This is a genomic window from Arenibacter certesii DSM 19833, assembly GCF_000429545.1.
Taxonomy (GTDB): domain Bacteria; phylum Bacteroidota; class Bacteroidia; order Flavobacteriales; family Flavobacteriaceae; genus Arenibacter; species Arenibacter certesii.
In genome coordinates, this window is the sequence record NZ_AUCB01000013.1 from 99,514 (window position 1) to 112,696 (window position 13,183).

General features: G+C 34.7%; 15 protein-coding genes. 2 read left to right on the forward strand and 13 right to left on the reverse strand.

Annotation, left to right across the window (positions count from 1 at the left end; all coding sequences use genetic code 11):
• Nucleotides 1-77 precede the first annotated feature (77 nt).
• Nucleotides 78-1,282 (forward strand): IS3 family transposase gene (locus G466_RS0108415; protein WP_157373837.1). Its coding sequence is split into 2 segments (ribosomal slippage): nt 78-360 and nt 360-1,282, totalling 1,206 coding nucleotides; the frame shifts between segments, so codons are not numbered across the junction.
• A 349-nt stretch (nt 1,283-1,631) separates the two neighbouring features.
• Here G466_RS0108415 and G466_RS0108420 read toward each other — a convergent pair.
• The 9 genes from G466_RS0108420 to G466_RS0108460 all read right to left on the reverse strand — a co-directional run bounded on the left by G466_RS0108420 (nt 1,632) and on the right by G466_RS0108460 (nt 8,993).
• Nucleotides 1,632-1,994: a hypothetical protein gene (locus G466_RS0108420; protein ID WP_026813273.1), complete on the reverse strand. Its 363-nt coding sequence runs from the start codon at nt 1,992-1,994 to the stop codon at nt 1,632-1,634.
• Nucleotides 1,995-2,001: 7 nt separating this feature from the next.
• The gene (locus G466_RS0108425) at nt 2,002-2,859 is read right to left on the reverse strand and encodes a DUF4138 domain-containing protein (RefSeq protein WP_026813274.1); all 858 of its coding nucleotides are present in this window, start codon (nt 2,857-2,859) and stop codon (nt 2,002-2,004) included.
• 31 nt (nt 2,860-2,890) lie between these two features.
• The gene (gene traM, locus G466_RS0108430; RefSeq protein WP_026813275.1) at nt 2,891-3,820 is read right to left on the reverse strand and encodes a conjugative transposon protein TraM; all 930 of its coding nucleotides are present in this window, start codon (nt 3,818-3,820) and stop codon (nt 2,891-2,893) included.
• Between the two features lie 121 nt (nt 3,821-3,941).
• On the reverse strand, nt 3,942-4,556 hold the full coding sequence (locus G466_RS0108435; RefSeq protein ID WP_026813276.1) for a conjugal transfer protein TraK: 615 nt from the start codon (nt 4,554-4,556) through the stop codon (nt 3,942-3,944).
• Between the two features lie 11 nt (nt 4,557-4,567).
• Nucleotides 4,568-5,410 carry a hypothetical protein gene (locus G466_RS0108440; protein ID WP_026813277.1) on the reverse strand — a complete coding sequence of 281 codons (843 nt, stop codon included), beginning with the start codon at nt 5,408-5,410 and terminating at the stop codon, nt 4,568-4,570.
• A gap of 2 nt (nt 5,411-5,412) precedes the next feature.
• Nucleotides 5,413-6,027 carry a hypothetical protein gene (locus G466_RS0108445; RefSeq protein ID WP_051315574.1) on the reverse strand — a complete coding sequence of 205 codons (615 nt, stop codon included), beginning with the start codon at nt 6,025-6,027 and terminating at the stop codon, nt 5,413-5,415.
• A gap of 4 nt (nt 6,028-6,031) precedes the next feature.
• Nucleotides 6,032-8,434 (reverse strand): TraG family conjugative transposon ATPase, encoded by a 2,403-nt coding sequence (locus G466_RS0108450; protein ID WP_026813279.1) that lies wholly within the window; start codon nt 8,432-8,434, stop codon nt 6,032-6,034.
• Nucleotides 8,421-8,705, reverse strand: coding sequence for a hypothetical protein (locus tag G466_RS24105; protein ID WP_026813280.1), 285 nt, complete (start codon nt 8,703-8,705; stop codon nt 8,421-8,423). The genes G466_RS0108450 and G466_RS24105 overlap by 14 nt, the downstream gene beginning before the upstream one ends.
• Nucleotides 8,706-8,993 (reverse strand): hypothetical protein, encoded by a 288-nt coding sequence (locus G466_RS0108460; protein WP_026813281.1) that lies wholly within the window; start codon nt 8,991-8,993, stop codon nt 8,706-8,708.
• A 189-nt stretch (nt 8,994-9,182) separates the two neighbouring features.
• On the opposite strand from G466_RS0108460, the gene G466_RS0108465 reads away from it, so the two are divergent.
• Entirely contained in the window at nt 9,183-9,812 is a 630-nt protein-coding gene (locus tag G466_RS0108465; protein ID WP_026813282.1) for an N-acetylmuramoyl-L-alanine amidase family protein, read from the forward strand.
• Between the two features lie 107 nt (nt 9,813-9,919).
• On the opposite strand, the gene G466_RS0108470 is transcribed toward G466_RS0108465, so the two are convergent.
• From G466_RS0108470 to G466_RS0108485, 4 genes are read right to left on the reverse strand one after another with little or no spacing between them, the layout of a single operon-like run.
• A complete protein-coding gene (locus G466_RS0108470; protein ID WP_026813283.1) occupies nt 9,920-10,975 on the reverse strand; it encodes a nucleotidyl transferase AbiEii/AbiGii toxin family protein in 1,056 nt (351 codons plus the stop codon).
• A gap of 23 nt (nt 10,976-10,998) precedes the next feature.
• Nucleotides 10,999-11,727 (reverse strand): DUF6577 family protein, encoded by a 729-nt coding sequence (locus tag G466_RS0108475; RefSeq protein WP_026813284.1) that lies wholly within the window; start codon nt 11,725-11,727, stop codon nt 10,999-11,001.
• A gap of 54 nt (nt 11,728-11,781) precedes the next feature.
• The gene (locus G466_RS0108480; protein WP_026813285.1) at nt 11,782-12,444 is read right to left on the reverse strand and encodes a P-loop NTPase family protein; all 663 of its coding nucleotides are present in this window, start codon (nt 12,442-12,444) and stop codon (nt 11,782-11,784) included.
• Entirely contained in the window at nt 12,428-13,180 is a 753-nt protein-coding gene (locus tag G466_RS0108485) for a hypothetical protein (RefSeq protein ID WP_026813286.1), read from the reverse strand. The genes G466_RS0108480 and G466_RS0108485 overlap by 17 nt, the downstream gene beginning before the upstream one ends.
• Between the last annotated feature and the right edge of the window lie 3 nt (nt 13,181-13,183).

Here is a 13,183-nt window from a genome sequence, read left to right on the forward strand (position 1 = left end):
TTTGAATTTTTCAGAGTTCAATGGACTTGCAACTGGAATTACTACATTAGACTAGACATTAAGTTGAGAGAATTTGTTTGCTAGTTATTATTTTAGCAATTATGAGAAGTAAAGCAAAACATTACACATTAGAATTTAAGCAAAAAGCTGTAGAACTAAGTTATGCCAAAGACAATGTAAGGCAAGTATGTGAAGACTTAGACATTATTCCATCCGTGCTTTATCGATGGCGAAAAGAGTTAAAAGACTACGGTAAAAACAGTTTTCCGGGTCGAGGTAAGCCCAAAATGACTGATGAAGAAAAGGAGATAGACCGTTTACGAAAAGCTTTAAAAGAAGCTGAATTAGAGCGTGATATTTTAAAAAAGGCGATTGGCATCTTCTCCGTGAGCGACAAGAAAAATATAGGTTTATAAAACAACACCTTATGAAGTTTCCTGTTGAGGCGATGTGCAAAGTATTAAAAGTAAGTAAAAGCGGTTATTATTTCTGGTTACGATCGGGGCCAAGTAAGTTGTGGATAGAAAACCAAAAGATAAGCTCTCTTATTAAAACCATATTTGATGTTAGTTTTCAAAGCTATGGTGCTCCAAGGATAAAATCAGAGTTGGAAGCATTAGGGTATAAGGTATCTAAACCTAGAGTAGCCCGTATTATGCGAGCTAATTATTTATTTGCTAAAAGAAAGCGGAGGTTTAAAACAACCACGGAGAGTAGTCACAATTATCCAATAGCTCCTAATTTACTCAACCAATGCTTTGATGTTAAGCAGAAAAACCAAGTTTGGGTAAGTGATATCACTTATATTCAGACCAAACAAGGCTGGTTATACCTCACTGTAATTATTGATTTATTTAATAGAAAAGTGGTTGGATGGTCTTTAAGTGAAGACCTCACTGCAGACAACACTATTGTAAGAGCTTGGAATATGGCTATAAAGAACACAACTTTGCTGGAACCTCTGATTTTTCATTCTGATAGAGGTATACAATATGCTAGTCAAAAATTCACCTCTATCATTAAAAACTATGATGGCCTAGTTAAGCAATCTATGAGTCGTAAAGGAAACTGTTGGGATAACGCGGTGGCTGAATCCTTTTTTAAATCCTTAAAAGTAGAATGGGTATATAGGCACAATTATAAACGAAAATCTGAAGCTGAATTATCTATCTTTCAGTGGATAGAAACATGGTACAATAATAAACGAAGACATTCCTTTTTAGGGAACAAAACTATCAAAGAATTTGAATTAGATATGTATAATCATGAACTAGCAGCTTAGTCATTCAACTAATTGTCCAGTTTTTTGTTGCAAGTCCAGTTCCTTAAGCATATTCAGTTTAATAAAAATTAAAGTTTAACTTCATTGTAAAGATAAAAAAATTGTTGAATTAGTTTGAGAATAAATCCGCAAATGTTTCAGCTTTAGACATTCTGAATTGACTCACTTGGCTTAGTGCCTATTGCGAGTTGATTAGTGAGAATTTTTAGGAAGAAGATGTATATGATAATAAAAAAGCCCAGAAGGGCTTTTAAAAAAAATAGAAGACTAATTAATTCTATATAGAAAGTACCTATTCGGTATCTTTTAAATGCTGATAATTCAGAATTCGAATGTTATTTGAGCTCCCTTAAAAAGGCCCTTTTTCTCTAGGCCCTTTATTAGTGACTTTCCATTGTCCATTCACTTTAACCAATTTAAAAATACCAGATTTTCCATCATAGGTAGAGCTATATTTTACCCAAGCAATCTCGCCATCAATAGCTTCATCTAAAATTTCTACCTCGATTTCTTTATCAGAATCTGGTATCATATTTTGAACAGTAACCAAACTGCTATATCCTTCCGGTGTTGTATGCTTCTTAAGAACTGATTCATCTTTAGAGAAAAAGCTTTTAGCAACAATTTTTGCGGTTTCTGAAGGGGACGTATTCTTATTTTCTGAACAAGAAATGAAGAGAAGTAGGAGTGAGCAAATGACTAAATTTTTCATAATATTTTTAATTTGGGTTATTGATATATCTATGTGATATTTTTAGTTCAATATTTCTTTCGCCATCTTTTTCATTCAATTCCAAAATTGCCCTACGGTCATTAGATAATGAGAATTTGGGCAACACATAAACGAATCGTATCATCTTACCCTCAGCAATTTTTGATGGTAGATGGTGTTTGTAAATTGGTTCTTGATACAAACTCTGTAAAGATTTCTTTTTCCCTTTTTGTCGAGTCTCGATTGAAAGGTTCAAGAAATTCAAATCGTAATCCAACGTAGAATTATTCTCAATCTGGATAACGAAGTAGAGTTCTTCTTTATCAAAAACAATATTCTCAACACTCAAAACAATGCCTTCGTTTCGCTTCTTAATTCGACCTATACGCTGGTTTCTGTTAAGAAGATAAGAGCAGAATTTGTGATAATAATACGTTCTGTTGTCTACACTATCTTTAACAGTTGCAGTCTGAATAGAATCACTTACTAATGGCTTTTCATTCCCAATACTATTTGATAAAGGAATGAAGTAATTGAGCTTAGACAGTTGCTTTTTATACCTCACAATATACGAAAAAATTGATCCATTTCTGTTGACTACCAGTAGATTACTTTCTTTCCCAGGCTTTGCCTGAAGTAATCCAAAGTATTGTTCTTTCTCACGATTGTAGGTAAAAACAAAATTATCCGAACCAGTTATACCCTGACGTATAGGTTCTGGGAAAAATAGCGCAACATTTTTAGTGTCGTTTGCGTAAATAGTGTCGAGGACTGTGTTTGTTTGCGTTGTAGCTTGTGCCCAGCACAATCGAGGTGCGATAGCGGACATAATTATAAGAGCTGAAATAATGATATGCTTTTTCATAAGAGTGCGTTTTTAAATGCCCATTATGGGCTCATAATTTTGGTTTTAGAATTAATCTGTAATTATTTAGTACGGTTACTTTTATGTTTCGATTGTTACGCCTAAACACCTTTGTAATTCCGCCTACTTGTGGAACGGTAGGAATATTGATGTCGCTAACAATATCGTCTATAACTTCGGTGGTAGCTTCTGCTCGAAAATTGTTTTGTACATAGATGCCCTCACTACCATCCGATAAATCGAAGGCTTTGAGTTTGGTGGGATGATGCTTTATATTTTCAATTTCAATTAAAGCCCGATTGGGCTGAAAGCTTATAAATCCAAAAACTGGTGTGTTCTTTGGCATCAATTTGTTATTGATTGTTGCAGCTTTGGTAAGACGCATTCGTAATCTGGTATTTGCTTTCACAATTTGATCGCCATCGACAACCACATAAATGGTTTCATCTGTATTGCCAATAATCGAAACTTCGTTTGGTTTCGGCGAAGCAGCAAAGAACAATTGATGTTCCAGGCCCAATTCTTTAGCTTCTATTTTTTGTTCCCTTTTGATATCGGCTGAATCTATTTGCTGTGCAGTATTTTGAGTAATTTTCTTTTGCCCAAAGCTCTGATATCGCTTTTCGGAATATTGAATTTTGCCTGATTCGTAAATACTATCTACAATACGTTTCTTTTCCTGTTCTGGTAGATCAGGATTGTAAAGACCTGTTGAATCTAAAAACTTTTCATCGTAGATGCTAGGTGCATTATTTTCACGCACTTCTTTTAAATCATTGATAGCATCTAGTTTAGAATTATACTCTTTTTGGTTTTCATCTAAATCTGGCACTAAAGTCTGTTCAAGATTTTCATTTTCACTTTCATCAGCGCCCATAACCATCATAGAATAGGAAATAAGGAATATAAAAATGACGGCCAACACCGCTGCAAATACTATTTTATTCTTTTCTATTTTCATCTGTTTATATTTATTTGTTGTTATTTGTCAGATGTAATTCGCCATTTAACATTGAAAATAGTTTTCAAAATTGATGTGGCTCATTTCATAATCGTGGTTTTGTTAATTGCCGATTATCGGCTCAATTTTCATCGTTTAATTTTTTTAAGGTGTTCTCGAAATAGTTTGTAATCAATAGTCCGTGAGGATTGTTAGGGAAGTTTCGGTCAACGATAATTAGGTTTCCAGTGGAAACCAGTTCGTAGGTATCGATTATAGAACCTCGATTGATTTCAAAAACCGTTACCGTTCGGAATATAAAATTCCCATTTTGTTCCTCGATTTGAGAATCGATACTTAATACTTTTTGAACCAATGAATATTGCAATAGCCTGTTATATACACCATCGGCTTTTTTTTGGCGATATAAATTGTCTACAGAACTGTTACCCAACCAAAGTGCTTTTTTTAAATTACGCTCATAATTACTCGCATCAATGTTATAGAAGTACTTGTGAAATAGATCTAAATGTGATAAAGCTTCTACTTGAAAATTTTCTTTTTGGGTAACGAGTTTCAAAGGAATAATACTACCATCGGTATTAATTGCAAAAGCACTATTTAGCGCTCTTTTATTGGTAGTAAATGTCATCCAAATAGAAAATGTGCTAGATAGCAATCCACAGACAACGACTACCAAAACGATAAACCGATTTAATTTTAGGACTTTATAAATATTCTTATATGGTGTTTTCATTCAATAAGGAGTTAACTGGTAAACAATCTAAGTGTGAAGGATGTGGCACGTTTGTACAACTTGAATTTTAGGAAGACGATAAAACCTACCGTGCCGAGTTGAACAACAGGTGCGAAAAATCCACTTCCAACATCAGTACCGAATAAATTCGTCCAAAAGTTAGTGTTCATTTCCGTGTAGAGCGCATTGATAAATACGTTTACTAGAAAGAAAGCAGGCACCAACATATAGACCGCAGCGTACAATTTAAAAAACGTGTAGGCAAGCGAACGAAACTTTTCAAAAACTGCTAGACTTATAACCAATGGAAAAAAGGCTTGCATTATACCTAATAAAAAATAGCGTTCTGCAAGAAATAGCGGATAGATAAACAAATCCAAAATCCAAAGAAAAAGACTTATGATAAATGCAAATATCTTGAAACCGTAGAGTGGTGTTACTAAAGCTTCATATAAGAGCGTCATAGCTGCTTGCGCAACCTCGATGATACTAACGTCTTCTTCTATGGGAATGTCTTGCATTTGCAAAGGAAGCAAAGCAGGTGCTGTGCCTCGATATTGTCCTTCAATGGCCACTAAAATACCATCAAAAAACCCTAACACCTGCGTTGAGAAAATTACTAATATGACGATGGCAAAATTCTTCATCAAATCCCCTGGACTTAATCCCCAGGTGTAACCATCTTTATCCGCTACACCTTCATTATATTTTTTAAGAATATTGATTAAAAAGAACAGAACAGCAAGCGTTTTCATTCCGGCAATGGTGTATTGCGAAAAGTTGCTGCTCTGTATGGTCTGGAAAACCGCATCTATGTATTCCAGTCCAATCCCTAAAAGTATGGTTGCGGTCATTTTTAGTATTCTGTTTCTCGATTATTGACTTTGTCTTGCATTTTTCTGAAGGAAATAATATTCTTATAGCGTTTGGTTTTTGTAATGATGTTAGACACCATTTGCTTGGATTCCATTTCTTTCTGCTTTAGGATTTCAGCGCGTTCGGCATCGCTCATTTTTAGGTAATCGCTGGATAGAATTTCATCAATAAAATCTACCGTTTCTAATGAGTTTTGAACTATGGCATCGAAGGATTCTACAACTCTACTAACTTCATCGGGTTTAATGTATGGAGAGTTTAGTATGTCTTGTAAATCATTTTGCATTACATTTATAAGGTGCTGATTGTTGTCTGCAATTTCTTGGACAGCATTAAGTTGTTGAACCACGCTCGATACTTGCTCGATGGCTTCTTTAGCATCTTTTAAGAATTTTACAGACTTAATCATTTGAGCCGTCTGTTTACCTGATTCCAAAAGTTGTTTTACCAAACTGATAAAATTGGTGTTGTCATAAGTGGGCATTCCTTGGGCTTTAATATTTAAGCTAAACAGCAATGCGATTGCTAGTACTAAGATTTTTGTTTTACTTATTGGTGAAAATTTGTTTTGGTATTCGTGAATCTTCGATTTCATAATATTATGTTTTAGATGTGAATTGAATTATTGCTTTTTCCATATCGTTATGCTCATTGTAGAGCTTCATTATTTCTTCATTTTCCTGTCCATCGGTCAAGTAAGCTGCGTACACTTCTTTCGGAACTTCAAGACGAAAAATGTTACTTTCCTTTCCTATTTTGATAAACATTTCGGTGTACTTCTGTGGTCCAGAAAGGTTGTTTTTGATAGACTTTAATTGATTAAGGTCGTGGCTGGATAGATTGAGACGTTTAACTAATTCGTCATAGCCTTTTTCATTGTTTAGGCTGTAGATGATTTGTGTGTTTTCCAGTATGCTTGCTGATGTGGAATTATTGGGTAGCTGATTAATAGATTGCAGAATAATACCAATAGCACCATTTTGTTTACGAATAGCTTGGTAGTAGAATTCTACACTTTCCAGTACGTTGTCAAACTTTAACTGCTTGGCAAACTCATCAAATAGGATGATACCTTTTTCAGCACGGTTTTTCCAAATAGTTCTTTGGATAGCCGATTTTATGAGTTTTAACATTACAGATAAGATTTCCTTATTGTCTTTGACTTCATCCAGTTCAAAAACAATTAATCGTTTGTCCTCTATTTTATAGGTTTGGTCTTCGCTGACTTCAAATAGGAAACTGTATAGACCATCGCCGACATATTCTGACATTACGTGCAAAAAGCTTGTGACGTTGAAGTAGTCGGGATGGATTTTTAAGTCGTCAAGAAGTTTTTCTTGATGCCTTTCTATAAAGCTGTAAAATCCATCCAATGAGTGATTTTCTAGTGTACTATCGTAATAATGTTTCAGTATTTTTTTGATAGAAACCGATTGTGCCTTGGTCACTTTTAAATCTGAAGCGAACAGCTCAAACAAGAAGACAGACAAATCTTCCAACCGTTCAGGCGTCAAATCTTTTACATCGCTGATGTAAAAAGGGTTGATGCCTAAGTTCTTTCCGCTTTCATATCTAAGTACGGTATATTTCTCAGGGTATAGTTTTGCGAATTTGGTATATGAACCACCCAAATCGATGATTACCAAACGGACACCACTTTCAAAATATTGGCGTAAAATATTATTTGCCAAAAAGGATTTTCCTTCGCCTGTTGGCGCAAAAATCGCAAAGTTTCGTGCTTTTATACGTTTCTTCCGTTCGTCCCAAACATCTTTTAGAACAGGTACATTATGTTCTCTATCGTTAAAGATGATTCCTGTGGCATCCGAATTGTAATTGGTGTTATTAATGAACAGACATAAAGCGTGTTTCAAATCCGTTACATATAAGTCGTTATTTGAAAAATTAGAAGAAAAACAGCAGTAACTATTAAGGATGTAGTTCTTCCGCTCTTCGCCTCTTGGATAGTATGGAATGATGTCCAGTTCTTTAAACTCAGTTTTAATTTTTGAACCGATTCGACTTAAATTTTCAGGGGTCTTATCCCAATACACAATGTTTAGATGACCACGGATTATTCGTGCATTATCATCGGCATTAATCTGCTCGAGAATGTGTTGAATTTTGCCTAGTACCACTTTGTTCTGAGAGCCGAAATTGGAACTTTTGTTCAGTTCTTCAACTTTCTTATCAAGCAGCTTGCGCCACTTCTGTTTGTCATCCAAATACAAAATTTGATTGACTATGTGATTCTCATTAAGCGTAAGCCCTAAGCCATCAATAAACCCTTGATGAAACACAAAATCGTCAGAAGTGAATTTCTCATTGGTCTTGCTACTCTGTACACTTTCGCCAAAGCACAGTTCGCTATTGATGGCAAGGGCATCAAAATGGTTTTCGCCAATATTGACGCTTTTTTTATCTAATAAGATGTCGGTGTCAAAACCATCATTAAAGCCATTAAAATAACCGTTGGTTAAGTGCTGTATCTCTTTCGATTTAAGCGAAACAAACTTCATCTTTCGGCTATTATTTATAAAGGAAATAGAATCGCTAACTGAACCGATGAAGCTCTTAACATTGTCATCTAATTGTTGGATAATCCCTTTTGAAACTTTACGGAATGGGTTAACATACTTTGAATTGTTTAAAGCCTTGTTCTTAGTGAGCGTGAAGAACAAAAAGCAACGATGTTCCATATAGTCACGCCCTTTGAAGTGGTCGTGGGTGGCTTTTTCTAAAAAGGTTGTATTTGGAAGCTTTTCTGAAGTGTATGTTTTCTTTAGGTAGACATCTTGCTTTTGTACAACTGTACCTATGGGCAATGATTTTAATGCTTGAAACCAAGCACCGTGTATGTCCTCAAAATCTTTTTCTGATAGAGAATAAATTTCAGGTAGCGTTCCTTCATAGCACAAGACCACATTGCCATTATTGGCAAATATGATATTGTCTTGAATATCTGTAATTGGGTAATATGCTGAAAGATTAATCTTGTTCATAATCGAAGCCAGAATTTCTTTTGTTACTTATTATTTTAGGGAAGGCTTTAGCTGTTTGAAAAAGTTGTGGATTATTAGCCATCCTTGTAAGAGCGATGTATAAGGCTGCATTAAAAACCATAACACCTATTATCATTAAGAAGCTGAATGAAAAAATGATGATTAATAACGAAGCAAGTATCGCAACCATCATCAATGCAAACAGGGAAATAGGCAGTCCAAAAATGACTGCCCGTTTCCGTATGTTTTTATAGACCTCGAAGCGTTTCATTTAGACTACGATTCCTATTAGGTATGTGAAGATGCCGACTACTGCACCAGCAATCAAAACAAATACTAGTACTCTAGTAATTCCTTTTTTAAGATCTGCATTTTCTCCAAAGAAATGTCCTGCATTAAACAGGAAGCCAACTAGGAAGATGACACCTAATAAAATTGGAAAAATAGTTCTGATAGTGTCGCCAACATCATTAACTGAATCTTCAATACCACCAATTTGAGCAAAAAGCGAAGTGGATAAGAGTGAAAGAAATGATGCTAAATAGAGTGATTTTTTCATAATAAAATTGTTTAGATTTTTATGTTGTTTTCGTTAGTAGAAATTTACATATATTTGAACATAAAATACTGTAAATCAGTAATTTGTGAATAAAATATTATTTGATTCTATTTGAATTCGGTTGTTATTATTTAGCATCAAATCCTATGGATTTTTAAAGGGAAGTTGTTGATAACCTGAAAATTAAAAATGAAGAAAGTGCTCAAAAACGTCAGTTTTGTCTTTTTGCTTCTAAAAATGTGCATCGTTTTTGGACAAGAAATGAGTGCTCAAAAAAGAATAATTATAGACGTTGGACACGGTGGAAAAGATGCTGGTGCAATTGGTATAAATAAAATTCAAGAAAAGGACATCGTATTGGATATTGCGAATGCCATTTTGAAGCTAAATAAAGAATTAGGAAAACCTTTAGATATTTATTTGACCAGGTATAAGGACACACTTATTTCATTATCTGATAGAATAAGGCTCGCCAAAATCTTAAAAGCAGATTTATTTGTGTCGTTGCATTGTAATCATTCGGATAATCCAAATGCAAGAGGAATTGAAGTTTATGCTTCAAAGAAACAAGCGAAGTATTCTAAAGAATCTGTTTTTGTCGGCTATCAAATTGAAAAAATGCTTTGCACAGCGATAGGATATGAAAGTAGAGGTGTGAAGTTTGCCAACTTTCAAGTGCTTCGAGAAACAGTTGGTTTTTGTCCTTCCGTGCTTTTGGAATTGGGTTTCTTATCTAATAAAGATGAAGGTACTTATATTTCAAATGCTACCAATATTCAATTCGCTGCCAACGCTATTTTACTATCAATACAAAACTAATATTATTATGAAAGACATATTTTTAGAGTTAACCGAAAGTTTAAAAGCGATTATAGTGCAATTTATTTCAGAAGTGATTTTGTTATATAAATCATTTCGAGGTTGAATTACATTCTTTCATCAAGCATTATTGATTTATACCAGTAAAAGAAAGCCTCTGGATTATTCTTTTTAAGCTTGTTGAGCTTATTGTATTTAGGGTTTTCAATCAACCAGTCTTTTACCTCTAATGGGTTATCAAACCTTTCAATCTTATTATTGATTTGGGATTTGATTAGTTCAGACAAGTATGCCACTTTTGAAGATGCTATGATGGCTTCTTCAATATTGAATTTCTCAATGGTAAAGTTTGTAAAATTACTGATACCTGTTTGAAGATGTTTAAAATCTTCAGATTTAGTGTCGCGAGTTGAAAGCACAAAACAAGCTTCTTGCGTATCGTTTAGTACTTGCTCTGCGGTTATATCTAATTTTCTAAAGGAAAGCTCTTCTTTAACCACTTTTGCATAGCTGGTTCGTACCACCGTCAAATCAGAAATATTTTCCATTAAAAAAGCGACATCGAATAACTGTTTGATAATCTCTACAGGTCTTCCTTTGCTATATAGAATTCCTGTTGTTTTTGGGGCAAAGGCGGTTAGTTTATCGCCTAAAATAGCGTCAAAAGTTGGCATCATTACTTGTGTAATTTCGCCCTCTGTCTGAATCCAATCGTGAGCTATTGGGATTTCTGTGAGTTCAGGATATGGATTTGGGGTATAAAGAACATCCAATAAAATCGGCTCAATGCTTCCATCCACGTGGCTTTTATAATATGTTTTAAAATGTCCCACAGGGGCATCAGGTGTATGTTTTCTATTGTTGTCATCTTCCCAATGTGTGAAAACAGTTTTACTACACATAGTATCTAATATGGGGTCTATATCGCTTTGAATTTGTTCGGTTATGATATCAATGTCAATGGAAAATCGCTTTGGCTTTTTTGTTGCTAACAACAAAGCGGTTCCACCTTTGAAAATAAATTCTAGACCGTTTATCTTTAATTGTTCCAATAGTATCAAGGCATAAATAACCTTCTCTATAAGTTTTGGATCATACTTCCTGCCAAGTTTTTGCTTGACCTCAAAAATCCATTCTGGATGATATGTACTTTCTTTAATCATATATATTAAGTTTTGGCAAAATATTAATTCTTTGCCAAAGTTAAATTCATTCTATGTTCTACTTCTTTTTCCTTATTTCGTCTTTGGGCATAACGTTTCATTTTGCCTTGATTGATTTCAAACTTGCTAAAAGCCGATTCGTATATAAAATCTAATTCCCCTTGTTGTGCACCATACAAGTTGGTATCGATAATCATATCCACTAAAAGTTTCTCTAGTGATGGTATTATGATATTTTCAGTTTCGATTACAGGTGCTTCCGAAACCAAATGTTTTATAATAATTACATCATCACTGTTGTGAATGTAAAGCTCAAAGGTTTCTGTATCGGGTTCTAAAAAAACTTGTTTTCCTTTGTCCTTTAATTTGTAAAATACGGATTGGGCTACATCTTTTTCCAATTCAACAATGGTGTAATATTTAAATGGCTGGTGTCGCATTAAACCGTTCAGCCAAATAGTGTTCCAAATACAAAAGTCTATGAAGGGATAGTCCTTTTTGATTTTATTGAACAGTCGCTTTAATTTACTATTGATAACTGGACAAAATTCATTATTCCCCTGCAACGCATAAATACCTCTAGTTGGATTTTTTAATACCCCTTCTTTTTTTAGTTTCGACAAATAGACGTTAATTGAGCTTTCTTTCAGATTTGGAAAATCTTTGCGAATGCCATCAACTAAATCTTTTTTAGAAATAGTTTGATTCCCTTGAAAATAGGATGGTATTTTTTTTTCTATTGTATAATCCAAAGTAATTACATTTATTAAGCTTTGGCAAAATACAATAAATTTGCCAAAGATTAATTATTTTCTTTTGTCCCCAGCACCTTTATCAAAAGCAATCAAATTAAATAGCTCACGCATTCGGCTACGAACACGGTTTCCATAGCGTTCTTCCAGTTCTTCAGCATTGAGATTTGTGGTAGCGTGTGTCTTGATTTTATGTTTGGTCTGAAGATAAAGTTCATATCGGGAAAGCAATACTTCGCCCATTACGTTCAAGTCTTTGCCATAGAATCTTCCGGCAGGTTCAATACCTAAATCATCAAAACAATAAAACCTGGTATTGCCATAGTCTTCAATGGTTTTAAAACCTAGGTGGTTAAAGCTGAAAGTAATGTTTCTACACGGAATCATCTCATAAGGTCTTTGCATTGGTACGATATGGCGTAGTAATTTCATCAAGGTCGTTTTTCCGCATCCTACAGGTCCAGAAAGTAAAATGCCTTTGTCGATATCAATGCCGTTCTTTTCACAATTTTCTTTGTCCTTGATGAAATAATGGCAGAGTTTACGAATGATAACCGTGTCCTCTTCATAGATTCTAAATTGTTGACCAAAGAGTTTCGATCCCTTTGCATTTAGGTAGATTAGAATTTTGTCAAAATCGTAAAGAACGCTTTTGCCATCAAACTTTCCGAGCGAGTATTCCACGCCACCTTCGGTAATTTTAGAGGGGTTGTCCATAATCTTTGTTTTTAGTGGTTCGCAAGTTGTCCTTGATTTGGGATGCTTGTTTTTTGTTTGGTTTGTTTTCTTCATCGAAAAGCTCGGTTCTATCCATCCAGTTGAGGGCTAAGGCACGCCAATCTCTAATTTCTTTTCCATCGCTAGTTTGCCAATTTCGAGTTTCATAATGCTCGAAGAATTTTTTTCCTTCATCAGCATTAAAACTTTTTTCAACAAAAAAATCAATAACTGCCTGCCTGCCCTTTGGTTGTTTTATATTGTTTACTTGTTTGGTATTGTTTATAGTAGATACCAATACTTGTCCACTCACGGGACGGTGAGAGTCCACAACTTGTCCAGATATGGGATAGTGCTGTCCTGCTATCGGTACACCATTGGGACGGTACTGTTCCGCAACCTGTTCTAATATGGGACTGTACCGTCCCGTATCAGGTTCATCACTTGTACCGATAATGTACATCTTGATTTTACTACCCTTGTAAGGATTATTTGAAGGGTAGTATGACAAGTAGCCCCAAGAATCTAGGTTGGTAACACACCTGTGATAAGTGGATTTTGAACCTATTTTTGATGCGAGCATCAAATCTCTACGATTAACATAGAATTCATTTGCAAAGCGGCTACTGTTCCATTCTTGGAACAAGGCCATATATAAACTGATATGGGTAGGGTTTAGGCGGTCATCAAAATAGAACTTTTCAAAAGCCGCGTTTAGTAGCTTTATGTAGTTCATCAT